This is a genomic window from Arthrobacter sp. zg-Y1116, assembly GCF_024385485.1.
Lineage (GTDB): Bacteria > Actinomycetota > Actinomycetes > Actinomycetales > Micrococcaceae > Arthrobacter_B.
The window spans coordinates 348,672-370,955 of the sequence record NZ_JANFLR010000004.1; the positions used below are offsets into that span (position 1 = coordinate 348,672).

Sequence of the window (22,284 nt, forward strand, 5' to 3'; positions counted from 1 at the left end):
GTGCCGGCCTGTGCCGAAGAGATCCCCAATATCCGTGATTCAGCTCACCGGACCTTACTCGGAGCCGTGATTCTATTAGGCTAAGAGGCAGACACTGTGACTTGCTGCCCACGCAGCAACGCGGTTTTCTCCCCAATCGTTCCAATGAACAGGAGCAATTCAATGGCCATCATCGATGCCATCCATGCCCGCGAGATTCTTGATTCCCGCGGCAACCCCACCATCGAGGTGGAGGTGCTGCTCGACGACGACACCTTCGGCCGCGCGGCTGTTCCCTCCGGCGCCTCCACCGGCGCTTTCGAAGCCAACGAACGCCGTGACGGTGAGAAGAACCGCTACCAGGGCAAGGGCGTACTGCAGGCCGTTGAAGCCGTGATCGAACAGATCCAGCCGGCACTGCTCGGGTTCGATGCCGCCGACCAGCGTGCCATCGACCAGGCCATGATTGACCTGGACGGCACCGAGAACAAGTCCGGCCTGGGCGCCAACGCCATCCTCGGCGTTTCCCTCGCCGTGGCCCGTGCCGCCGCCGAGTCCGCTGCACTGCCGCTGTACCGCTACCTCGGCGGTCCCAACGCGCACATCCTGCCCGTGCCGCTCATGAACATCCTGAACGGCGGATCGCACGCCGATTCCGACGTCGACATCCAGGAATTCATGATTGTTCCCCTGGGTGCCCAGACCTACTCCGAGGGCCTGCGCTGGGGCGTTGAGGTCTACCACAACCTCAAGTCCGTGCTGAAGGAAAAGAACCTCTCCACCGGTCTTGGCGATGAAGGCGGCTTCGCTCCGAACCTGCCCTCCAACCGTGCCGCCCTGGACCTGATCATCGAAGCCATCGAGCGTGCCGGCTACGTACCGGGCAACGACATTGCCCTGGCACTGGACGTGGCAGCCTCCGAATTCTTCAAGGACGGCTCGTACGTCTTCGAGGGGCAGAACCGGACCGCGGCGGAAATGTCCGCCTACTACGAAGAACTGGTCCGCGACTACCCGCTGGTCTCCATCGAGGATCCGCTGGACGAGGAGGACTGGGACGGCTGGAAGACCCTGACCGCGTCCATCGGCGACAAGGTGCAGATTGTGGGCGATGACCTCTTCGTCACCAACCCGTCACGGCTGGAAACCGGTATCCGGAACAACGCCGCCAACTCGCTGCTGGTGAAGGTCAACCAGATCGGCACCCTGTCCGAAACCCTGGACGCCATCACCATGGCCCAGCGCGCCGGTTACACCACCATCACGTCCCACCGCTCGGGTGAGACCGAAGACACCACGATCGCCGACATCTGCGTTGCCACCAACGCCGGCCAGATCAAGACCGGCGCTCCGGCCCGTTCCGAGCGCGTGGCCAAGTACAACCAGCTGCTGCGCATCGAAGAGGAGCTGGACGACGCCGCACGCTACGCAGGGCGCAGCGCCTTCCCGCGCTTCAACAACGCCAAGTAGCCGTACCGCCGCAGCGGATGCCGGCCCGATTCCGGGACCGTAGGCGTTGCGGAACAGGCTCCAAACACCGCGGGTGGGTAACCTCATAGGAGGGAACCCGCCCGCGGTTGTTTTTAACCGCCTGCCCCGCCTTTTTGACAGCACCGATTTAGACAGGAAGCGCATGCCAACCCGACGCCCCAAGGTGCCCCGGCCCGCGGCCCCAGCGAACCCGGACAGGGTAAAAGCCAGCGGAGGCAACGCGTCGAAACCGGTGACGGCGAAGCCGGCCGCCTCGAAGACGGCGGCGCCCAGGGCTGCTGCCCCCAGGGCTGCTGCCCCCAGGGCTGCAGCGCCCAAGGCTGCAGCGCCCAGGTCTGCTGCGCCCAGGGCCGCGGCCCCGAAAGCTGCAGCGCCCAAGGCTGCAGCTGACAAATCACCGGCACCCAAGGCTGCGCCAAAGCAGCCGGCGGCCCGGAAAACCGAAGCTTCGAAGGCCGGCGCCCAGCCGGGGAACCAGCGCTTCGGGAAGCTGTCGGCATCGGACGCCCGCGCAGCAGTGCGCTCCCAGCTTTCCGGCGCGATCCGCCGCAAGTCCGATCCGGCACCCGAATCCAAAGCCCCCGCAGCTGTGCCGGAGGTGGAAGCTCCCGATGAGCTGCGTCCCGTACCTGCAAAGGCATTCTCCGGACGGTTGCTGGTCCTGGCCATGGTGATGGTGGCCATCACCGTCCTGCTGGCACCGTCGGTACGGACGTACCTCCAGCAGCGCTCGGAGATCGCCGTGATGAAGACGGAGATTGCCGAGGCCCAAGCAACACAGGCCGAATTGGAAGTCCAGCTGGGCCGCTGGGAAGACCCTGCCTACATCAAGCAGCAGGCACGGGACCGCATTTTCCTGGTGATGCCGGGGGAGAAACGGTACCTGGTCAAGGGTGAAAACGGTGTGGAGCAGGCAGAGGAGCTTGCTGCCGAAGAAGAGCCCGAAGACCTGCAGTGGGTCGATTCGCTGTGGGACTCGGTCAAGAAATCCGCCACGGCACAGTAATCTGGAGGCTGATAGAAGAAGCAGCCCGGGGCCCTCGCCGGCCCCCACGGAAGGAACCTCCTGCATGACCCAGGACCAGCTCGCCCCCACCCAGGAAGACCTGGAAACCCTGAGCCGGCAGCTTGGCCGCCCGGTGCGCGACGTCGTCGAAATCGGCGCACGCTGCGTCTGCGGCAACCCTCTGGTAGCCACCACGGCCCCCCGGCTGAGCAACGGCATACCTTTCCCCACCACGTATTACCTGACGCACCCGGTCATCACAGCTGCCGTATCCCGGCTGGAAGCCGCCGGCCTGATGACCGATATGAGCCGCCGGCTGGAGGAAGACCCGGAGCTGGCGCAGCGGTACCGCAGCGCCCATGAACACTACCTCCGGGTCCGTGACGAGATCGGGGAGCGCACTGGGACCGGTCCGGTACCGGAAATCGACGGTGTCTCCGCCGGCGGGATGCCCAACCGCGTGAAGTGCCTGCACGTGCTGGTGGGCCATTCCCTGGCCGCCGGTCCCGGGGTTAATCCGCTGGGCGACGAAGCGCTGGCCGCTATTGAACAGTGGTGGACAACCGACCGCTGCTACTGCGAAGGTGCTTGGGACACTGCAGCTCCCGCTCCCGCGCGTGACCTCAGCCGCCACACGAAGACGCAGGGCCTCAGCCCGGAAGAGCTCGAGAGCAAGAAGGCCGCACGCCGGCAGGCAACGGATGCCGCAATGAACGAGGGGGAACTGTGACAGGCCAGGAAGGTCACCGCGCGGAAAGCGTGCGGGTTGCAGCCATCGACTGCGGCACCAACTCCATCCGGCTCCTCATCGCGGACATCAGCCGGGACGAGCGCGGCGCAGCCCGGCTCACCGACGTCGTACGCCTGATGCGGGTGAACCGGCTGGGACAGGGAGTGGATGCCACCGGACGGCTGGCCCCGGAAGCGCTGGAACGCACCTTTGCCGCGGCTGATGAGTATGCCGCCCTGATCCGCGAGCACGGTGCATCCCGCATCCGGTTCGTTGCCACCTCCGCCAGCCGTGACGCCGAAAACCGGCAGGAATTCGTAGACGGAATCCGCGAACGCCTTGGCGTGGAACCCGAAGTGATCAGCGGAGATGAGGAGGCTGCGCTTTCCTTCGCCGGTGCGGCAAGCGTCTTCGCCGACGGCAACGGCGCCAAGACACTCGTGGTGGACCTGGGCGGCGGCAGTACCGAGTTCGTCCTCGGTGACGGCACCGGCGTCCTGGCGGCGAAAAGCACCAATATGGGCTGCGTGCGCTTTACCGAACGGTACCTCCTGTCGGATCCACCCACCGAAGCGGAAATCGCGTCCGCACGCACCGAGATCCTGGACATGATTGCGTCCGCGCTGGTCACCGTGCCGCTGGCCGAAGCCGATCGGCTGGTGGGGGTGGCCGGGACGATCACCACCGTCACCGCTGCAGCCCTGGGCCTGGCGGAGTACTCTCCCGAGGCCATTCACGGGGCCGAGCTGAGCCGGGAACGGATTGACGAGACGGCCGACTCCCTGCTGCGGCAGGACCGTGCCGGGCGGGCAGCATTGCCGTACATGCATCCGGGCCGCGTGGACGTTATCGGGGCCGGAGCGCTGATCTGGCGCACCATCGTGGACCGCATCGACGAACTGACCGACGGCCGCGTGGCCACGGCGTTCGCCAGCGAACACGACATCCTTGACGGCATTGCGCTGAGCGCGTGAGGGCAACGGGAACCGCCCCAGGCCGCCGCCGGGGAGGCGCAGCACGCCTGAGGGCCGCTGCCGCAGCGCTCTGCACAGCAGTGGCGCTGCCGCTTCTGGCACCTGCTCCGGCGCAGGCCGATGAATGGCGGGACAAACAGTACTGGCTTACCGACTACGGTGTGACCGAGGCCTGGAAGACCACCAAGGGCGCAGGAGTGAAGGTGGCCGTGATCGATACCGGCGTCGATGCCACTCACCCCGACCTTGCCGGCGCCGTCGCCGGAGGGTTCGATGTATCAGGAGCAGGCGACCCGCAGGGCGCCAAGGGCCTGGGCAGCACACCCGAGCACGGAACGCTGGTGGCGACCCTGCTGGCGGGCCGGGGGCACGAGAAACCCCAGGAGGACAAGGAAGCCGGCGAAGGGGAGAAGAAGGAGGGCGAGGACAAGGACAAGGACAAGCCCGCCGACCGCCCCGACGGCATTATCGGCGTTGCCCCGGAGGCAGAGATCCTCGCCGTTTCCACCTGGATCGGCGGAACAAATCCCGGCGGAGTTCCGATTGACACGCAGATCCCCGCCGCCGTCCGCTGGGCCGTGGACAACGGCGCCAAGGTCATCAACATGTCCCTTGGCAGTACCTCGACAGCTTGGCCCGAGAGCTGGGATGACGCCTTCCTCTACGCCGAACAGAACGACGTGGTGGTGGTCGCAGCCGCCGGCAACCGCGGTGGGGGCATGACCCAGGTGGGAGCACCCGCCACCATTCCGGGCGTACTTACCGTGGCCGGCCTGAACCGGCAGGGCGAGGCCAGCCTGGACTCGTCCTCCGAAGGCATCAGCATTGGTGTTGCCGCTCCTGCCGAAGACCTGATCGGGGGGATGCCCGGGAACACATCCCGGTATGCGACATGGGAAGGCACTTCCGGGGCGGCGCCGCTGGTTTCCGGCGTCGCTGCACTGATCCGTGCTGCCCACCCGGAAATGAGCGCGGCGGATGTGATCAACCGGATTGTCAGCACCGCGCGGGACGCCGGGGACCCCGGTACGGACACTATCTACGGTTACGGAATCCTGGACGCCAACGCCGCAGTGAACGCCGACGTTCCCTCGGTCACCAGCAACCCGCTGGGAACCATTGCCGAGTGGATCCGCGTGCACCGGCGGGTGGCGGAGGAGCCGCCCGGCGCCGCGGACATTCCCGCCCCCACGGTCCCGGACCTGCCGGAGCCGGCGGTGCCGGTGGCGCAGGAGCCGGTTGCCGCGGACGGCAACCTTCCCGCCGTCGTCATCCTCGGATTCGGCGGGCTCCTGGTGGCCCTCCTGGTGGCCGGCACGGTGCATGTGACCCATGTTCGACGCCGGGGCAAGACAGCCGGCGGGACCCGGAACACCGAAGCGGACTCCCTGGACGAGGCCGGGATCCGATAGCGAAAGGCCCGGTTCCCGGTTTGTCAAATGGTTCGTGAAGACTTTCACAAACTCAGGTAGGATTAGGGCATGGCATCGAACAAGCAGTTTTCTGATCGTCCCCGCGTTCTGGTGGTCGGCGGTGGTTACGTCGGTCTGTACGTAGCCAAAGACCTCCAGAAGAAGGTAAAGGAACAGGGAGGGATTGTTACGGTAGTGGATCCGCTGCCGTACATGACCTACCAGCCTTTCCTTCCCGAGGTTGCCGCAGGCACCATTGAAGCCCGCGACGCCGTTGTGTCCCACCGCATGCACCTGAAGAACACCGAGCTGATCAACGGCAAGGTGACTTCCATCAACCACGCCGCCCGCACCGCGACCATTGAGCCGGGCGACGGCAGCGAGCCGTTCGACCTGCCCTACCAGGACGTTGTCCTGGCCGCCGGTTCGATCACCCGCACCTTCCCGATCCCGGGCCTCGCAGAGGCCGGCATCGGCATGAAGAGCATCGAAGAAGCCATGGCCACCCGCAACCACGTGCTTGAGCGCATTGAAACCGCATCGCTCATGCCCGCGGGCCCGGAGCGCGAACGCGCCCTGACCTTCGTCGTCGTCGGCGGCGGCTTTGCCGGCATCGAAACCCTGACCGAGCTCGAAGACATGGCCCGCGACGCGGTCCGCATCAATGACCGGCTTCGCCGCGAAGACCTCCGCTTCGTCCTGATCGAAGCCATGGGCCGGGTCATGCCCGAGGTCAAGCCTGACCAGGCCGAGTGGGTTGTCTCGAGCATGCGTGAGCGCGGCATCGAGGTCCTGCTGAACACCTCGCTGGCGTCCGCAGAAGGCGGCGTCCTCAAGCTGATCAACATGGCGGACAAGTCCCCGGCGGGCGAGTTCGGTGCTGACACGCTGATCTGGACTGCCGGTGTGCAGGCGAACCCGATGGTCCGCGCCACCGACTTCCCGATCGACGAGCGCGGCCGTGTCCGCGCCAACGCCGAACTGCGCATCACCGGCGACGACGGCCCCATCGACGGCGCCTGGGCTGCCGGCGACGTCTCCGCCGTTCCGGATCTCTCCGGCGGCGGTGTAGGCGGCTTCTGCGTCCCGAACGCACAGCACGCCGTCCGCCAGGCAAAGCTGCTGGCCAAGAACATCATGGCTGCCCGCTACGGCGTCGGCACCGTGGAAGAGTACAACCACAAGAGCCTCGGCGCTGTGGCCGGCCTCGGCCAGTACAAGGGTGTCGCCAACATCATGGGCTTCGGCCTGAAGGGCTTCCCGGCCTGGCTGGCACACCGCGGCTACCACGGCCTGGCCATGCCGATGTTCGAGCGCAAGTTCCGCGTCATCTCGGGCTGGCTGCTGAACGTGAGCTACGGCCGCGACCTGACGTCGCTGCGCAATCTGGAAGACCCGCGCCGCGGCTTCGAGGAAGCAGCAACGCCGGCTAAAAAGCCGGCAGTGAAGGCCTAGTTCCGCAGTCGTTCACAAACAACAACGGCGGCCCTCCAGCAGGAGGGCCGCCGTTGTTGTGTTTCCTGCGGTCCGCGCGTGTCCAGTAGGCTTGGAAGGCAATCGCAGAGCCCCAGTAGCCCAATTGGCAGAGGCAACGGACTTAAAATCCGCGTGTTGTCGGTTCGAGTCCGACCTGGGGTACCCCGACCGACTAGCCGCGCGAGCGGTTGCGGTGGCGCAGCAGCAGTCCGCCGGCGAGCAGCCCGAGGATGACGACGGCCGCGATCGCCGGGAGCGCCAGATCCGAGGCGGTCCGTTCCTCCTCAACCTCGTCCGTGGCGGACGGCGAGGGGCTGGCGGTCCGGCTGGGACTCGGCGACGGCGTGCCGGCGGAAGAGTTCCCTCCGGCTCCGCCTCCGGTTGTTCCACCCGTACTGCCGGTGGAAGCCGGGGAGGGCGGCACAGTGGACGGTGTGGCTTCCGGCGTGGGCTCCGCGGGCTGGGCTGGTGCCGCCGGAACCGGAACGGCGGGAACCGCCTCGGAGTAGTTGCCGGTGGACGGATCGTAGTTGCTTTCGCCCGGGTTGTAGGACGGTGCCGGCACCGCGGGGCTGTAGGTGCTGACGACGCACGTCTCGACCCCGTCGACGACGGCGGAAAGGTAGCCCGGCGCGCACTCCAGGGCCTGTGCCGGAGCAGCTGGCCCCATCAGGAGCAGGGCAGCGATCGGAAATGCGGAAGCGGCAGTGGACAGGCGTGGAACGTGCATTGTTTCCCCCAAGATAACGGTTCTACGGCCATCGTATAGGTCGAACAGGCACTTCCCGGCAAGGGCGCCAATGTTGGAATGTGACGAGCGTTACAAGGCTGTAACCGGAGCCTCTTATATTCGTCACAATGTTCCATTAGCTTTTCTTCTAATCAGGAACACCTGGTAATTGCGTCAAAGGCACCCGCCTTTCGATCGGGGAGAAACTTTTATGACTGCACTACGCACTGCCAGCGGTCTTGGCCAGGGCACGGGATACGCCCGCACCGCCAAGATCGCCGCCCTTGGACTGGGGCTTGCACTGTTCGCCAGCGGCTGCAGCAGCAGCAGCAGCGGGGAATCGTCCGCTGAAGAAACATCCGCAGAGACCGAAACCGCCGCTGCCTCAGTCCTGTCCTGCCCGGAAAGCCAGGGGGGAACGGGGGAGGACCCGGGCGCCAAGGGCGATCCCGCAGCAGTGCCCGCCTCCACCGGCACCACGGACGTACCGCTCAAGATCGGCACGCTGCTGCCCACCACCGGTTCGCTGGCCTACCTCGGCCCGCCGGAAATCGCCGGTACCAACCTGGCAGTCGAGGAAATCAATGCGGCCGGCGGCGTCCTCGGCAAGGACATCGAAATTGTCCACCGCGACTCCGGCGACACCACCACGGATATCGCCACCCAGTCAGTAAACGACCTGCTCAGCCAGGGCGTCAGCGCCATTGTCGGTGCAGCGTCCTCGGGCGTCTCCAAAACGGTGATCGGCAACATCACCGGCGCCGGCGTCATCCAGTTCTCCCCGGCCAACACCTCACCGGACTTCACCACGTGGGATGACAACGGACTGTACTGGCGGACCGCTCCCTCGGATCTCCTGCAGGGACGCATCCTGGGAAATTACATCATGTCCTGCGGCGCCCAGACCGTGGGCATGATCGTGCTTAACGACGCTTACGGCACGGGGCTGCAGAGCAATGTGAAGACCTCGGTTGAATCCGCCGGCGGCCAGGTGGTGGCCGAGGAGATGTTCAATGAGGGCGACTCCCAGTTCAGCAGCCAGGTGGACTCCGTTGTGGCAGCAAAGCCCGACGCCATCGTGGTGATCAGCTTCGACCAGGCCAAGAGCATCGTGCCGCTGCTGACGGCCAAGGGTGTCGACTCCAGCCAGTTGTTCTTTGTGGACGGCAATACGTCGGACTACAGCAAGGACCTGGACGCCGGAACCCTTGAAGGGGCGCAGGGAACCATTCCCGGAACCTTCGCATCGGAAAACTTCAAGGAGTCCCTGCTTGCAGTCGATCCGGCCCTGAAGGACTGGTCCTACGCGGGTGAAAGCTATGACGCCGTCACCCTCTTGGCGCTGGCCGCCGAGGCCGCGGGCAGCACCGATGGCAAGGCCATAGCCGCCCAGCTGGAGAGCGTGTCCGGCGAGGGCGAGAAATGCTACGACTTTGCCGGCTGCGTGACCATCCTGCGCGGCGGCGGAGACATCGATTATGACGGCTACTCCGGACCGATCACGTTCGATGAGAACGGAGACCCGACGGAAGCCTTCATCGGTATCTACCAGTACGACGCTGACAACGTGCCGCAGCCGAGCCGCTCCGAAGCGGGCAAACTGTAACTGAAGCAGAACAGCAAGGAAGAAGCCCCCGCCGGTTCCGGCGGGGGCTTCTTCCTTGCTGCTGACTGTCCTTGGCGGTGCCTCGCCGAGCGTTGCCCGGCCCGGGGCTAGGCTGTGTCTGCCAGGGTGCCCAGATAGAGCTGGATGACCTTCGGATCCTTCATGAGTTCGCGCCCGGTACCGGTGTAGGCGTCCCGGCCCTGATCCAGCACGTACGCCCGGTCACAGATCTGCAGGCAGCGGCGGGCGTTCTGTTCCACCATGATCACGGAGACCCCTGCCCGGTTGATCTCATGCACCCGCAGGAACGCCTCGTCCTGTTTGACGGGGGAGAGCCCGGCGGAGGGTTCGTCCAGCAGCAGCACTGCGGGATCCATCATCAGGGCACGGCCCATGGCGACCATCTGGCGTTCACCGCCGGACAGGGAACCCGCCCGCTGGGCCCGGCGCTTGGCCAGTTCGGGGAACACTCCGGCCACGAAATCGAAGCGTTCCCGAAAGGTCCTGGGCGCCTGGTAGACGCCCATCTGCAGGTTCTCCTCGATGGTCAGGGAGGGGAAGACGTTGTTGTTCTGCGGGACGAACCCCACACCCCGGCTGACGAGCTTGTTGGCCTTGAGCCCGGTGAGGTCCTGGCCGCGGACCACCACGGTCCCGGAATGCACCTTGACCAGGCCGAACATCGCCTTGAGCAGGGTGGACTTGCCGGCGCCGTTGGGTCCGATGATCCCGATCAGCTCTCCCCGGCGGGCTTCGATGCTGCAGCCGTTGAGGATATTCACCCCGGGGATGTACCCCGCCACGAGGTCGGTCACCTTGACAACCGAGTCGCCGTCAAATGCCTCCGCGCTCATGCCTGGTCCTTCCGTTCGTCGTGGTGCCGGGCCGATGCCCCGGCAGGTTGGATGGCGGGTTCGGTTCCCACCGATGACTCGGCGTCGTGCTCCAGCTCCGCCTCCAGTTTTTCGAAACCCTCCGAATCGGCGAGGTCCACGTCATGATGGGCGCCCAGGTAGGCGTCGATCACGGCTTGGTCCTTCATGACCTCGGAAGGCGGCCCCTCGGCCACCACCTTGCCTTCGGCCATGACCACCACCCAGTCGGCAATGTGGCGGACCATGTGCATGTCGTGCTCAACGAACAGGACGGTCATGCCCTCGGCCTTTAGGTTCTTGATGTGATCCAGCAGGGACTGGGTCAGCGCCGGGTTCACGCCCGCCATGGGCTCATCCAGCATGACCAGTTTGGGGCGGACCATCAGGGCGCGGGCCATCTCCAGCAGCTTGCGCTGGCCGCCGGAGAGGGACGCTGCATAGTCGCTCCGCTTGGTGTCCAGCTTGAACTTGGCCAGCAGAACGTCGGCCTGTTCGGTAATCTCCTTTTCCCGCTGGCGCCACAGCGGAGGCAGGAGCGCCCGCCTGAGGGATTCCCCCGGCTGTGCGGTGGCACCCAGGCGCATGTTTTCCAAGACGGTCAGTTTGCCCATGACCTTGGTCAGCTGGAAGGTGCGGACCATGCCAAGGCGTGCCACCTTGTAGGCGGAGACCCCGGCCAGGTCTTTGCCCTCGAACTGCCACGTGCCTGACTGGGGCGTGTCGAAGCCGGTCAGCAGGTTGAACAGAGTCGTTTTCCCGGCACCGTTGGGACCGATCAGTGCGGTGATTTTATGCCGCGGAATCTCCACATGCTCCACATCCACGGCGTTGATTCCGCCGTAGGTCCGGGTGACGTTTTCCGCGACCAGGATCGGATCCCGCTTGGCGCAGCCCGGGCCGATCTCACCTTGCGCGATGGGACGGGTGTCGTCCATGTATTCGTTGTCTGCGGCCGCCCGAGGCCCGTCTGCTTGGTGGCTCATGCGAACGACAGCTCCTTCTTGTTGCCCAGGATGCCCTGGGGCCGGAAGATCATCAGCAGCATCAGGGCTACGCCTACAAGGATGTAGCGGATCTGGCCTGCCTGGGTAGTGGTGATGAACGTGATGTACCCGGATTCAATGGCGCCGTAAAGCACACCTTGCGTGACGGAGAGGATGGCCCAGAAGATCATCGACCCCAGGACCGGGCCCAGCACGGTGGACATTCCGCCCAGGAGCAGGGCCGTGTAGAGGTAGAACGTCAGCTCGGTCCCGTAGTTTGCCGGCTGCACGGCGTCCCGGGGGAGGGTGAAGATGATTCCGGCCAGCGAGCCCAGGAGGCCGCCGATGACCAGCGCCTGCATTTTGTAGGCGTACACGTTCTTGCCCAGGGCACGGACGGCATTCTCGTCCTCCCTGATGCCCTTGAGTACGCGGCCCCAGGGACTGCGGATCAGCATCCACACCAGGAGGCAGGCGAGAGCCACCAGGAGCCAGGCGACCAGGCGGATCCAGAGGTCCCGCTCATTCATGGAGACGGGGCCGAGACTGTAGGAGCCGGCCGGAATCGGGTTGAGGGCATAGAAGCTGCCGGTAAACGCGGCGAGGCCGTTGGCGGATCCGGTCACCGGTGTCATGGAGTTGGTGGTGACGACGTACCGGATGATCTCGGCGGCGGCAATGGTAACGATGGCAAGGTAATCCGCACGGAGGCGAAGCGTGGGTATGCCCAGGATGACGGCAAACACCGCTGATGCCAGCAGGGCGATCAGCAGCGCCAGCGGCAGGGGGGCATTAAAGGACAGGATAGGGATGGCGAAACCGTACGCACCGACGGCCATGAAGCCGGCCTGGCCGAAGTTCAGCAGGCCGGTGTAGCCGAAGTGCACGGCCAGCCCGAGGGCGGCCAGTGCATACGCGGCCGTGGTGGGGCTGATGATTTCGGTGAAGGCACCGAGAAGAATATTGGCGAAATCCATCTGTAACTAAGCCCCTAACCTATGCGCTCGCGGCGGCCGAGGAGTCCCTGCGGCCGGACCAGCAGGACAAGAATCATGATGACCAGGGCGCCGACGTATTTCAGGTCCGCCTCCAGCCAGAGGGTGGAAATCTCGACGAAGAGACCCACCAGGACGGAACCGACCAGCGCCCCGAACACCGTGCCGAGGCCGCCGAGGGTCACTCCGGCGAAGATCAGCAGCAGGATCTGCTGGCCCATGTTGAAGGAAACGCCCGGACGGTAGTACGCCCAGAGGATGCCGCCCATGGCGGCAAGGGCTCCGCCGATGACCCAGACGAGCCGGATGACCCGGTCCACGTCAATGCCCGACGCCGCGGCCAGGGCGGGGTTGTCCGCCACTGCCCGGGTGGCCTTGCCGATCCGGGTGCGCAGCAGCAGGAGCGCGACCACCAGGATGACGGCCAGGCTGACGATCAGGGACACCAGGGTATTCCGGGGGATGGAGACGGGGCCGAGTTCCAATATCGGGCTCTGGGAGCCCGGCAGCTGCTGGGTGCCGCCGCCAAAGAAGAACAGCACGGTGTAGCGGACCGCCACGGCCAGGCCGATGCTGACGATCATCATGGGCACCAGGCCGGTGCCGCGGCGGCGCAGCGGTTTCCAGATCCCGGCGTCCTGCACGTAGCCAAAGGCCGCACCGCCCACTACCGCCAGTGGAAGAGCGGCCCAGAGCGGCATGCCCAGAGAGGCGAAGGCGAAGGCCAGGACGGCGCCCAGGGTCACCATCTCTCCATGGGCGAAGTTGGTCAGGCCGGTGGTGCCGAAGATCAGCGAGAGGCCGACGGCGCTCAGCGCCAGCAGGAGCCCGAAGCTCAGGCCCGCCACGGCACGCTCGAGAAGCAGGGATCCGAAGCTTTCCTCCTGCAGCACAATGCCTTCACCCAGCAGGAACAGCGTGGTGATGTTGGTGGTGTTGGCGAAGGTCACGGTGCGCGGGTTCTGCTGGCCTTCCGCCAGGGCGACGCCCTCCGGAAGCGTTGATTCGTCCAGCTCCACTTCATACGCGCCCTGCTGCGGGACGCCGATGGACCAGGAGCCGTTTGCTCCGGTGACGGCTTCGCCCTCGTATCCGTTGCCGTTCGCGGTGATTTTCACCCCCTCGAGCGGAGTGCCCTCATTCTTGATGACGCCGCTGATCCGGTCGCGGTAGTCCGCCCCGGAGGCAGGACTGGTGGCTGATGGCGAGGCATCAGACGTTGCAGTTGTTGCAGACGCGGCTGGAGCCGCGAGCAGCAGGGCAGCAAACATTGCCGCCACGGCCGCCAGCATCCCCAGATAACGGGTCAGCGCCGATGTTCTTACCAAGTTTTGAAACCTCCACGCAGGGCTGCGGAACCGAGGGAACGGCGCGCAGGCGGGCAGATGTGACACAGGTCACCGATTGGAGAACATGCTACCCACAGAATGTTTCAGGCAATGACCTTTCTTCCGGCGTGCATGTCGCAATCGAGTAACGACTCCGTTGCGGCAACGCAAGCGAAGCCTTCCCCCGAGGGGACCCGCGGTACCAAACCGTTACCGCCAGGCAGCGGTTTCGCGGGAATCCGCCGCCCCCCGTGCTCGTTGTACTTGGTAGGCTGGGCTGAAACAGCCCCCCAGATGGAGGACAGATTCAATGGCACTTGGCGGAAATCCGGTATTCAACGGAAAAAACTTCCGTTCCCAGACCCGCGGCGGTACCGCAACGGGCTCCCTGGCAACAGACAACAGCTACATGACCCCGCAGCAGCTGCAGGATCTTTACACGGCCCCTTCGGCGAAGCCGTCCGACATGGGCCGCATGACCTATGACGACGTGATCATGAAGACGGTGTTCTGCCTGGCGATGGTCCTGGTGGGTGCCGCCGTTCCGACCTTCCTGCTGCCGGGAATGGGCAGCGGACTGATGATCCTGGGCGCCCTGGGCGGTTTCGTCCTGGGCCTGGTGAACTCCTTCAAGCGTGAGCCGGTTCCCGCACTGATCCTGGCCTACGCCTTCCTTGAAGGTATGTTCCTCGGCGGTCTCACTGCCGTCCTGGACAATGCCTACCCGGGCGTCGGCCTGCAGGCGGTGCTGGGCACGCTGGCAGTCTTCGCGGTCACCCTCGTGCTGTTCCGCAGCGGCAAGGTGCGCGCGACTCCCAAGGCCGTCCGTTTCTTTATGATCGCCATCATCGGCTACGCGGTCTTTTCGCTGCTCAACGTCGGCCTGATGATTTTCGGCGGCGTGCAGGACCCGTGGGGCCTGCGGGGCAGCGTGGAGATCTTCGGGATTCCCCTGGGCGTCTTCATCGGCGTCCTGGCCATCGGCCTGGCAGCGTTCTCGCTCATCATGGACTTCACGTCCATTGAGCAGGGCGTCAAGGCCGGCACCCCCGAGCGTTACTCCTGGACCGCTGCGTTCGGCCTGACCGTGACGCTGGTGTGGCTGTACGTGGAGATCATCCGTCTCCTCTCGATTCTCCGAGGCAACGACTAGACGTTCCCGGCAACGACACATCGGTAGCACTACCGGAAGGACCGCAGGCAATGCCTGCGGTCCTTCCGCCGTTTAAGGCGCTGGACTCTGGGCACCCTCCGCATACGGACGTAGCATGGCCGCTGGGGGACCGGGAAAGGGGGCTTCGATGGCCGAATCTGAGCGGCAGCCGGTGGTCGAGGAGCTCGTTGCCGCCCTGTTAGCCGGGTCGGATACCGAGGTATTCCTGTCCGTTGCCGCCGGGATCGCTGCCCGACGGCTGGGCCTGTCTGCACCGGACGGCTGTTCGATCGCCGTGGAACGCAGCCGGCGGCCGCTGCTCAGCGTCCGGACCCCGGGGTTACCGGCAGTCCGGGCGGAGCATGGTCCCGGCAGCCCGGGCGGAACCGTGCTGGGCGGCGGACCCGACGTCGTGGTGACGGACCTGGCCGCGGAGCAGCGATGGCCGGGGCTGGCCGAGGCCGCCGCTAACGGAATCCGGTCGGTTGCCGCCGTCGCCCTGCCGCTGGAGGGGGACCGCGGGGTCCTCAGCTGCTTTTCGCCGCGGACGCACGCGTTCGGCCCGGGCGAGGTTGCCGGTGTGCGTGCCGTTGCCGCCGAAACAGCCAAGGTCCTCCGGCTGGCCCTGCAGATCGATGCGCAGGCGAACCGGGCGGCGAATCTCCAGGCCGCCCTGGAATCGCGGACGGTGGTGGACCTGGCAGCGGGCATCATCATGGGGCAGAACGGCTGCAGCCAGCAGGCTGCCATCGACATCCTCCGCAGTGTCTCGAACAGCCGCAACATCAAAATCCGCAATGTCGCAGCAGGCGTGGTGGCTGCCGTCAGCGACCGGGTCAACACACATTTTGATGAGTGACCGCCGGGCGCACGGGTAAGATCGGATGGCATGAACGCAACCGGCAGCGAACCGGGAGAGGCCGGCCCGGCCACCGGTGCACAATACGAAATCAGCCGCGGCAAGGCCCGCGCCGTCATCGCCTCCCTGGCCGGCGCGCTGCGCCGGTACACGGTAGACGGGGTTGACCTGGTGCAGACGTATCCGGACAACGCCATACCCCCGTCCGCCAACGGGGTGCTGCTGGCGCCCTGGCCCAACCGGACGGCGGACGGACGCTGGACCCTGGCGGGGAAGACGCAGCAGCTGGACATCACCGAGCCCTCCCGCGGGCACGCCAGCCACGGACTGCTGCGCAATACCGGTTACACGGTCCGGGAACAGGTGCCGGGCGCCGTGGAACTCAGCGCGGAGATCTTCCCGCAGCACGGGTATCCCTTCCACCTCGTGCACCGGGCGCGCTACAGCCTGGACGACGACGGCGGCCTGCGGGTGCAGCAAAGCCTGACGAATGCGGGCGCAGCGGCCGCTCCCGTTGCCCTCGGCGCCCATCCCTTCCTGCGGCTCGGCGATGTACCGACCGAAGACCTGGTGCTCACAGTGTCCGCCTCCACCGTGCTGACCGTTGATGAGCGGCTCATTCCCAATGGGCGGCGGGAACCAGCCGGAGCGGCGGACCTCCGCGGCGGGGCCCGGGTAGGGGATCTGGCACTGGACAACGCCTACACGGACCTTTCGTTCGATGAGGCAGCCCCCGGCACGCACCGGCATACGCTCACCGCGCCGGACGGACGAAGCGTGAGTCTCTGGACCGGAGCCGAATGCGGTTATGTCCACGTTTTCGTCACCGACACATTCCCCGGGCAGCGCCGCGCGGTGGCACTGGAACCGATGACTGCTCCGGCCAACGCCCTGAACTCGGGGGAGGGGCTGGCGTGGCTGCCCCCGGGGCAGGTCTTCTCCGCCCGCTGGGGCATCCGCGCCGAGCTGGACCCGGCGGCAGGGAACAGCAGAGCTCGAGGTAACAGCGGAGGATAGGCACGTAAAGGGGGTCCCGGCCCAAGCCCGGTATGGAAAGATGGCCCCATGAAACCCCATGCACGCCGCACATCGGCGCCCCGCGCGCTGCAGGCTGCGGCGGCGAATTCCAACCGGAACAACGACGAGGTCCCTTTCGCCCTGCGGGTCAGTGCCGCCTGGGCCTGGCGCCTCGGCATTGTCCTGATTGTCGGCGCCGGGCTTATCTGGATCCTCAGCCATTTCTCGCTGCTGATCATTCCGCTGATGATCGCCGCCCTGCTGGCCGGGCTGTTGTCGCCGGTTTCGAGTTGGCTGCGGCGCAACCGGCTTCCCGGCGGCCTGTCGGTTGCCGTGACCATCGTGGCCTTCCTCGGCGTCGTTATCGCTGCCCTGACGTTGGTGGGACGGCAGCTTGCCCTCGGGTTCCGGGATCTCTGGGGTGAAACCCTTGCAGGGGTCCGCCAGATCCAGGGCTGGCTGTCCGACGGCCCGCTGAACATCACTGCAGGCGACATGGACTCGTTGTTCAACGAAGCCACCACCACGCTGCAGGACAATTCGGCCAACATCCTCTCCGGTGCCCTGAGCGTGGGCAGCAGCGCCGGCCACTTCGCCGCCGGCATCCTGCTGACCCTCTTCGCCTTGGTTTTCTTCCTGCTGGACGGCCGCCGGATCTGGGAGTTCACTTCCGGACTGCTGCCGCGCCGGGCACGGCCCGCCGCCTACGGAGCCGGCATCCACGGCTGGGAATCCATGGTCAACTACGTACGGGTGCAGGTGGTGGTGGCACTCATCGATGCCATCGGCATCGGCGGCGGCGCAGCCCTCATCGGTGTTCCGCTCGCCCTGCCCCTCGCGGTTTTGGTGTTCCTGGGCTCGTTCGTTCCGTTGGTAGGTGCGTTTGTCACCGGCTTCGTGGCCGTCCTGCTGGCGTTGGTGGCCAACGGCGGAGTCAACGCGCTGATCATGCTGGGCATCGTCCTGCTGGTACAGCAACTGGAATCCCACATCCTCCAGCCGCTGGTCATGGGCAGGGCCGTCTCCCTCCACCCCCTGGCCGTGATCCTGGCAGTCACGGGCGGCACCCTCGCCGCGGGGGTCCCCGGGGCCCTGTTTTCAGTGCCGCTGCTGGCCATCCTCAACACGATGGTCCGTTACATAGCGGCCCGCGGCTGGGAGGACGACCCGGCCATGGAACCGGAGGGGGAAGAGGACGACGACGGCGATAACCCTGTGCCGGAGGAACACGGTTCCGGCACGGAGGACACGTCGGCTACACAGGAAGAGCGCCGCCCATGACCGATCTGTCGCAGTTGCCCGTCACCCTGGATGACATCCGGGCAGCGGCAAAGCTCCTCGACGGAGTTATTGCCCACACCCCCGTCGAGTCATCACGGGCGCTGGCCCGCGAAACCGGTTCACCGGTGTACCTCAAATGCGAAAACCTCCAGCGGGCAGGGTCATTCAAAGTACGCGGCGCCTACGTCCGCATGGCCAAGCTGTCCCCTGCGGAGAAAGCCCGGGGAGTGGTGGCTGCCTCTGCCGGCAACCATGCGCAGGGCGTGGCCGTAGCTGCGGCGCGCCTGGGCATTTCCGCCCGGATCTATATGCCGCAGGGAGTGGCGCTGCCCAAGCTGGCCGCCACCCGGGGACACGGCGCGGAAGTCATCCTTCACGGCCATACCGTCGACGAGGCCCTGGCCGAGGCCCAGCGGTACGCCGACCAAACGGGCGCCGTCTTTGTCCACCCGTTCGACAACGTGGATGTGGTGGCCGGACAGGGGACCATCGGCCTTGAGCTCCTGGACCAGATACCGGATCTGGACACCGTGCTGATGGGGGTGGGAGGCGGCGGCCTGCTCGCCGGCGTCGCTGTCGCGATCAAGTCGCGGGCACGGGAACTTGGCCGTGAGATCCGGATCATCGGGGTGCAGGCGGAAAACGCAGCCTCCTATCCGCCCTCGCTGGCCGCTGACGCGCTGGTACCCCTCACCAGGGTCAGCACCATCGCGGACGGCATTGCCGTCGGCCGGCCCGGACAACTGCCCTTTTCAATCATCCGCGAGCTGGTGGACGATGTGGTGACCGTGAGCGAGGATGCCCTTGCCCGTGCACTGATTTTCCTCCTCGAGCGTGCCAAGATGGTCGTGGAACCGGCCGGGGCCGTGGGAGTGGCCGCGCTGATGGAAGGGAAGATAGAAAATCCCGGAAATACGGCGGTAATCCTGTCCGGCGGCAACATCGACCCGATGCTGATGCTGAAGGTCATCCAGCGGGGATTGGCGGCTGCGGGCCGTTACCTGGTGGTCCGCATCCTCCTTGACGACCGTCCGGGGTCGCTGGCGACCATCTCGCGGATCATCGCGGAAGCGGATGCCAACGTCACCGGAGTGGACCACACAAGGGTAGGAGGATCAATCAGCATGGGAGACGTAGCGATCACCATCAACATGGAAACAAAGGGGCACGAGCACTGCGAACTGGTGCTGAAGAACCTGCGCACTGTTGGTTTCCAACCCGTCGTACTGGCCGGTTAAGCCATGTTTGCTTCTCGTGCACGCACCGCACTGGCCGGGTCGCTCCTGTTCGCCGCCGTGCTCTGGGCGGTCTACCTGCTCACGCTGCTCTTCAAGCCGGTCCTCTTCCCGCTGCTGGGAATCCTGCCGAGGCAGCTTGAGGGGCTCGACGGCGTGGTGTTCGCCCCGCTGCTCCACGCCGGGACGTCCCATCTCCTGGGCAACACCCTGCCCCTGATCGTCTTTTCATTCCTGACGCTGCTGGAAGGGGTGCGGCGGTTTGTTTCGGTGCTGGCCATTTCCTGGCTGTGCTCGGGCATCGGAGTCTGGCTGTTCGGCAGCGGGCTGACCGTAGGCGTCTCCGGCGTGGTGTTCGGATTATTCGCGTATCTGATCGTCCGCGGCTTCTACAACCGCAACACTGGCCAGATCCTGCTCAGCGCCGTGCTGTTCCTGGTGTACGGATCAATTCTCTGGGGCCTTTTCCCCACTGCACTGGGCGTCTCCTGGCAGGCGCACCTGTTCGGGGCAGCGGGCGGCGTCCTGGCCGCCGTCGTGCTGCGGCATGACCGCCGCGCACCAACGCAAAAGCGGGCCCTCCCGTAGGAGAGCCCGCCGCCACTGAACCGCGGAAAACCTAGCCGGTGTAGGGCTTGGCGGAGATGATCTCGACGGTGATGTTCTTGCCGTTCGGCGCGGTGTAGGTAGTGCTGTCCCCGGCCTTGAGGCCCTGGATGGACGCACCCAGCGCAGACTTTTCGCTGTAGACGTCGATGTTGCCGTCGCCGGCGATCTCGCGGCTGCCCAGCAGGAAGGTCTCCACGTCGCCGGCGACGCGGGCTTCCACCAGCATGCCCGGCTCTACGACGCCGTCGTCGGCCGGAGATTCACCAACCTGTGCACTTTCAAGGAGCTGCGTCAGCTGCCGGATCCGGGCCTCAGCCTTGCCCTGTTCCTCTTTGGCTGCGTGGTAGCCGCCGTTTTCCTTGAGGTCGCCCTCGGACCGTGCCTGCTCGATGCGGGCAACGATTTCCGTCCGACCGGGGCCGGACAGGTGATCCAGTTCCGCCTTCAGGCGGTCGTAAGACTCCTGCGTGAGCCAGGCGACAGATGCGCTGTTGGTTGACACGGGTATCTCCTTATATAAACGTCCGGGCCATCGATTGGTCCGGCATGGCTGAATGCCCGCCGGCCGGATTGGCCTGACAAGCAAAGACCCCGCCGGGCGGAGACCAACTGGTTTGGAATGTCTACCAAAGACCAGCCGGACACCTGGGCGGGGCATGTCGTAAGTTCCCATAGTAGTTTGCCCGCGCACATAACCCAATATGCGGGATGGAACGTCTTAGGGGGCTAGTCCTCGTCCACTATCCAGCAGGAGGACACGCCGCCGGTCACTGCCGGGGAGTCCGTGCGGAGTTCAACCCGCTGGGTGCTGCTTTCCGGAGCATCCGGTCCCAGGACCACCGTCTTCCAACCCACGACGGCGTAACTTTCGTTGAGTGCCTGGATGGCGCAGGCAGCGGTGCTGCCGGCGGATTTATCGACCTTGAAATCCACCGTCACGCGGCCGTCCTCGGGCAAGGTGTAACCCACATCCTTGGACGTGACCGTTCCGGTGGAGGCAGGGATGTTCATCCACGCCGCGGCCACTACACCGGCGGCCACGGCGGCCGACACCCCGATGATCTGCGTCCGCCGCGACAGGCGCCGCTTTGGAGCGCCGTAGCGATTGGCTAATCTGGAGTCGGACGTGGAAACGTCCGGCTGATGGGGTGCCGACGTCTCGGGCTGACCTTCCGAAGTGCTCACAGGCCCATTTTAGCTTCTCCATTCCACCGCCGTTTTCCGCTTACTTCAGGAGTTGCCTTGTCTGCCCGCGAAAGCACCTATTCCCGGCCTACCGCCCCGCTGCGCCTGCTTGCGGTGCATGCCCACCCCGACGACGAGGCCAGCAAGGGCGCGGCCATGATGGCCTCCTACGCAGCCGCCGGCGTCGAAGTGATGGTTGCCACCTGCACCGGAGGGGAACGGGGATCCATCCTCAACCCCGGTGCCGAAGACGATCCCGCAGGCAAGCGGGACCTGGCCGGACTGCGCCGGCGTGAAATGGCTGCTTCACAGGCGGCCCTGGGGATCCAGCACCGCTGGCTTGGATTTGCGGATTCCGGGCTGCCCGAGGGGGATCCGCTGCCGGACCTGCCCTTCGGCTGCTTCGCGCTGCAGCCGTTGGAACGGGCTGCGGCACCCCTGGTGAAGCTGGTCCGCGAGTTCCGTCCGCACGTCATCATCAGCTACGACGAAAACGGCGGTTATCCGCACCCGGACCACATCATGGCCCACAAAGTCGCCGTGGAGGCGTTCGCCGCGGCCGGCGATCCGGAGCGGTACCCCGGGACAGGTGCCGCGTGGGAGTCGTCGAAGCTCTACTACGACCGGGCTTTCAACCCGGAGCGGTTCCGTGCCCTGCACTTTGCCCTGGAAGAGGCCGGGCTGCAGTCCCCGTACGCAGAGCGGATCGCCGCCTGGCAGGAAACCGATACGGAAGGCCACCAGCCGCCCGCTCCCACTCATGCGACCACCACGCAGATCGAGTGCGGTGACTTCTTCGAAGTCCGCGACGAAGCCCTGCGCAGCCACCGCACGCAGGTGGATCCGAACGGCTTCTTTTTCGCGGTCAGCCCGGATCTGCAGCGCAAGGTCTGGCCCTGGGAGGACTACTCGCTGATTGAGTCGCGGGTGGAAACAGAACTGCCGGAAACCGACCTGTTCGCTGGCATACGATAGACCCTAGGAACGTAGGTTCCGCCGCAGTATTGGCTAAAAGAGAGATATACCGTGAACTTCCTGTACAGCCTGGCTACGGCCGCCACCCCGGCACCCGAGGAGTCCCTCGCGCCTGGAGTTGCCGCAGAAGACGTCACCCCGGGCACGCTGGGGTTCCTCTTCACGCTCTTCGTGGTGATTGCGATCATCTTCCTGATCCGCGATATGACCAAACGCATCCGCCGGGTCCGGTACCGCGAACAGGTGCTGGCCGCCCAGGAAGCCGCCGAGCGCGACGCTTCCGGCCAGCCGGATGCCTCCCGGACGGCGCTTTCCATGGACAAGACCGGGGATAATCCCGCGGACCGCGACACCACCTGGGACCACCTGCGGTAGCGGGAATGCC

22 protein-coding genes and 1 tRNA gene are annotated in these 22,284 nt (G+C 65.8%); 16 read left to right on the forward strand and 7 right to left on the reverse strand.

What is annotated here, in order from left to right:
* Positions 1-162: 162 nt before the first annotated feature.
* The 7 genes from eno (at position 163) to NNX34_RS13110 (ending at position 7,230) form a co-directional block, all read left to right on the forward strand.
* The gene (gene eno, locus NNX34_RS13080; RefSeq protein ID WP_255766953.1) at positions 163-1,449 is read left to right on the forward strand and encodes a phosphopyruvate hydratase; all 1,287 of its coding nucleotides are present in this window, start codon (positions 163-165) and stop codon (positions 1,447-1,449) included.
* A gap of 538 nt (positions 1,450-1,987) precedes the next feature.
* Positions 1,988-2,476, forward strand: a complete 489-nt coding sequence (locus NNX34_RS13085) for a septum formation initiator family protein (RefSeq protein WP_255766954.1) — start codon at positions 1,988-1,990, stop codon at positions 2,474-2,476.
* A gap of 64 nt (positions 2,477-2,540) precedes the next feature.
* Positions 2,541-3,206 carry a DUF501 domain-containing protein gene (locus tag NNX34_RS13090; RefSeq protein ID WP_227924235.1) on the forward strand — a complete coding sequence of 222 codons (666 nt, stop codon included), beginning with the start codon at positions 2,541-2,543 and terminating at the stop codon, positions 3,204-3,206.
* A complete protein-coding gene (locus NNX34_RS13095; RefSeq protein ID WP_255766955.1) occupies positions 3,203-4,180 on the forward strand; it encodes a Ppx/GppA phosphatase family protein in 978 nt (325 codons plus the stop codon). Before NNX34_RS13090 ends, NNX34_RS13095 begins: the two co-directional genes overlap by 4 nt.
* Positions 4,177-5,592 carry a S8 family serine peptidase gene (locus NNX34_RS13100; protein ID WP_370647274.1) on the forward strand — a complete coding sequence of 472 codons (1,416 nt, stop codon included), beginning with the start codon at positions 4,177-4,179 and terminating at the stop codon, positions 5,590-5,592. Before NNX34_RS13095 ends, NNX34_RS13100 begins: the two co-directional genes overlap by 4 nt.
* Before the next feature lie 69 nt (positions 5,593-5,661).
* A complete protein-coding gene (locus tag NNX34_RS13105; protein WP_227924237.1) occupies positions 5,662-7,047 on the forward strand; it encodes an NAD(P)/FAD-dependent oxidoreductase in 1,386 nt (461 codons plus the stop codon).
* Between the two features lie 109 nt (positions 7,048-7,156).
* Positions 7,157-7,230, forward strand: a tRNA-Leu gene (locus NNX34_RS13110).
* 10 nt (positions 7,231-7,240) lie between these two features.
* On the opposite strand, the gene NNX34_RS13115 is transcribed toward NNX34_RS13110, so the two are convergent.
* Positions 7,241-7,798 carry a hypothetical protein gene (locus NNX34_RS13115; protein ID WP_255766956.1) on the reverse strand — a complete coding sequence of 186 codons (558 nt, stop codon included), beginning with the start codon at positions 7,796-7,798 and terminating at the stop codon, positions 7,241-7,243.
* A gap of 211 nt (positions 7,799-8,009) precedes the next feature.
* Between NNX34_RS13115 and NNX34_RS13120 the strand changes: the two genes are divergently transcribed.
* The gene (locus NNX34_RS13120; protein ID WP_255766957.1) at positions 8,010-9,404 is read left to right on the forward strand and encodes an ABC transporter substrate-binding protein; all 1,395 of its coding nucleotides are present in this window, start codon (positions 8,010-8,012) and stop codon (positions 9,402-9,404) included.
* Positions 9,405-9,511: 107 nt separating this feature from the next.
* Here the strand turns inward: NNX34_RS13120 and NNX34_RS13125 are convergent, their stop codons facing one another.
* Genes NNX34_RS13125 through NNX34_RS13140 form a run of 4 tightly spaced genes read right to left on the reverse strand, consistent with a single transcriptional unit; the run spans position 9,512 to position 13,549 of the window.
* Entirely contained in the window at positions 9,512-10,258 is a 747-nt protein-coding gene (locus tag NNX34_RS13125) for an ABC transporter ATP-binding protein (RefSeq protein WP_255766958.1), read from the reverse strand.
* Complete coding sequence (locus NNX34_RS13130) at positions 10,255-11,262, reverse strand: ABC transporter ATP-binding protein (RefSeq protein WP_255766959.1); 1,008 nt, start codon at positions 11,260-11,262, stop codon at positions 10,255-10,257. The genes NNX34_RS13125 and NNX34_RS13130 overlap by 4 nt, the downstream gene beginning before the upstream one ends.
* Entirely contained in the window at positions 11,259-12,239 is a 981-nt protein-coding gene (locus NNX34_RS13135) for a branched-chain amino acid ABC transporter permease (protein WP_255766960.1), read from the reverse strand. The genes NNX34_RS13130 and NNX34_RS13135 overlap by 4 nt, the downstream gene beginning before the upstream one ends.
* Before the next feature lie 14 nt (positions 12,240-12,253).
* Complete coding sequence (locus tag NNX34_RS13140; protein ID WP_255767261.1) at positions 12,254-13,549, reverse strand: branched-chain amino acid ABC transporter permease; 1,296 nt, start codon at positions 13,547-13,549, stop codon at positions 12,254-12,256.
* A gap of 346 nt (positions 13,550-13,895) precedes the next feature.
* Here NNX34_RS13140 and NNX34_RS13145 point away from each other — a divergent pair, with 346 nt between their 5' ends.
* The 6 genes from NNX34_RS13145 to NNX34_RS13170 all read left to right on the forward strand — a co-directional run bounded on the left by NNX34_RS13145 (position 13,896) and on the right by NNX34_RS13170 (position 19,718).
* Positions 13,896-14,738 carry a Bax inhibitor-1/YccA family protein gene (locus NNX34_RS13145; RefSeq protein ID WP_255766961.1) on the forward strand — a complete coding sequence of 281 codons (843 nt, stop codon included), beginning with the start codon at positions 13,896-13,898 and terminating at the stop codon, positions 14,736-14,738.
* Between the two features lie 148 nt (positions 14,739-14,886).
* Positions 14,887-15,597 (forward strand): ANTAR domain-containing protein, encoded by a 711-nt coding sequence (locus NNX34_RS13150; protein ID WP_255766962.1) that lies wholly within the window; start codon positions 14,887-14,889, stop codon positions 15,595-15,597.
* A gap of 30 nt (positions 15,598-15,627) precedes the next feature.
* The gene (locus tag NNX34_RS13155; RefSeq protein ID WP_255766963.1) at positions 15,628-16,614 is read left to right on the forward strand and encodes an aldose 1-epimerase family protein; all 987 of its coding nucleotides are present in this window, start codon (positions 15,628-15,630) and stop codon (positions 16,612-16,614) included.
* A 48-nt stretch (positions 16,615-16,662) separates the two neighbouring features.
* A complete protein-coding gene (locus NNX34_RS13160; RefSeq protein ID WP_255766964.1) occupies positions 16,663-17,895 on the forward strand; it encodes an AI-2E family transporter in 1,233 nt (410 codons plus the stop codon).
* Positions 17,892-19,133 carry a threonine ammonia-lyase gene (ilvA, locus tag NNX34_RS13165; RefSeq protein ID WP_255766965.1) on the forward strand — a complete coding sequence of 414 codons (1,242 nt, stop codon included), beginning with the start codon at positions 17,892-17,894 and terminating at the stop codon, positions 19,131-19,133. The genes NNX34_RS13160 and ilvA overlap by 4 nt, the downstream gene beginning before the upstream one ends.
* Positions 19,134-19,136: 3 nt before the next feature.
* Positions 19,137-19,718 carry a rhomboid family intramembrane serine protease gene (locus tag NNX34_RS13170; RefSeq protein ID WP_255766966.1) on the forward strand — a complete coding sequence of 194 codons (582 nt, stop codon included), beginning with the start codon at positions 19,137-19,139 and terminating at the stop codon, positions 19,716-19,718.
* A 31-nt stretch (positions 19,719-19,749) separates the two neighbouring features.
* On the opposite strand, the gene greA is transcribed toward NNX34_RS13170, so the two are convergent.
* Positions 19,750-20,241, reverse strand: a complete 492-nt coding sequence (gene greA / locus NNX34_RS13175) for a transcription elongation factor GreA (RefSeq protein ID WP_255766968.1) — start codon at positions 20,239-20,241, stop codon at positions 19,750-19,752.
* Between the two features lie 224 nt (positions 20,242-20,465).
* On the reverse strand, positions 20,466-20,924 hold the full coding sequence (locus NNX34_RS13180) for a DUF4307 domain-containing protein (RefSeq protein ID WP_255766969.1): 459 nt from the start codon (positions 20,922-20,924) through the stop codon (positions 20,466-20,468).
* A 57-nt stretch (positions 20,925-20,981) separates the two neighbouring features.
* On the opposite strand from NNX34_RS13180, the gene mca reads away from it, so the two are divergent.
* Positions 20,982-21,899: a mycothiol conjugate amidase Mca gene (mca, locus tag NNX34_RS13185; RefSeq protein WP_255766970.1), complete on the forward strand. Its 918-nt coding sequence runs from the start codon at positions 20,982-20,984 to the stop codon at positions 21,897-21,899.
* Positions 21,900-21,950: 51 nt separating this feature from the next.
* Complete coding sequence (locus NNX34_RS13190; protein ID WP_255766971.1) at positions 21,951-22,274, forward strand: hypothetical protein; 324 nt, start codon at positions 21,951-21,953, stop codon at positions 22,272-22,274.
* Positions 22,275-22,284: the final 10 nt, after the last annotated feature.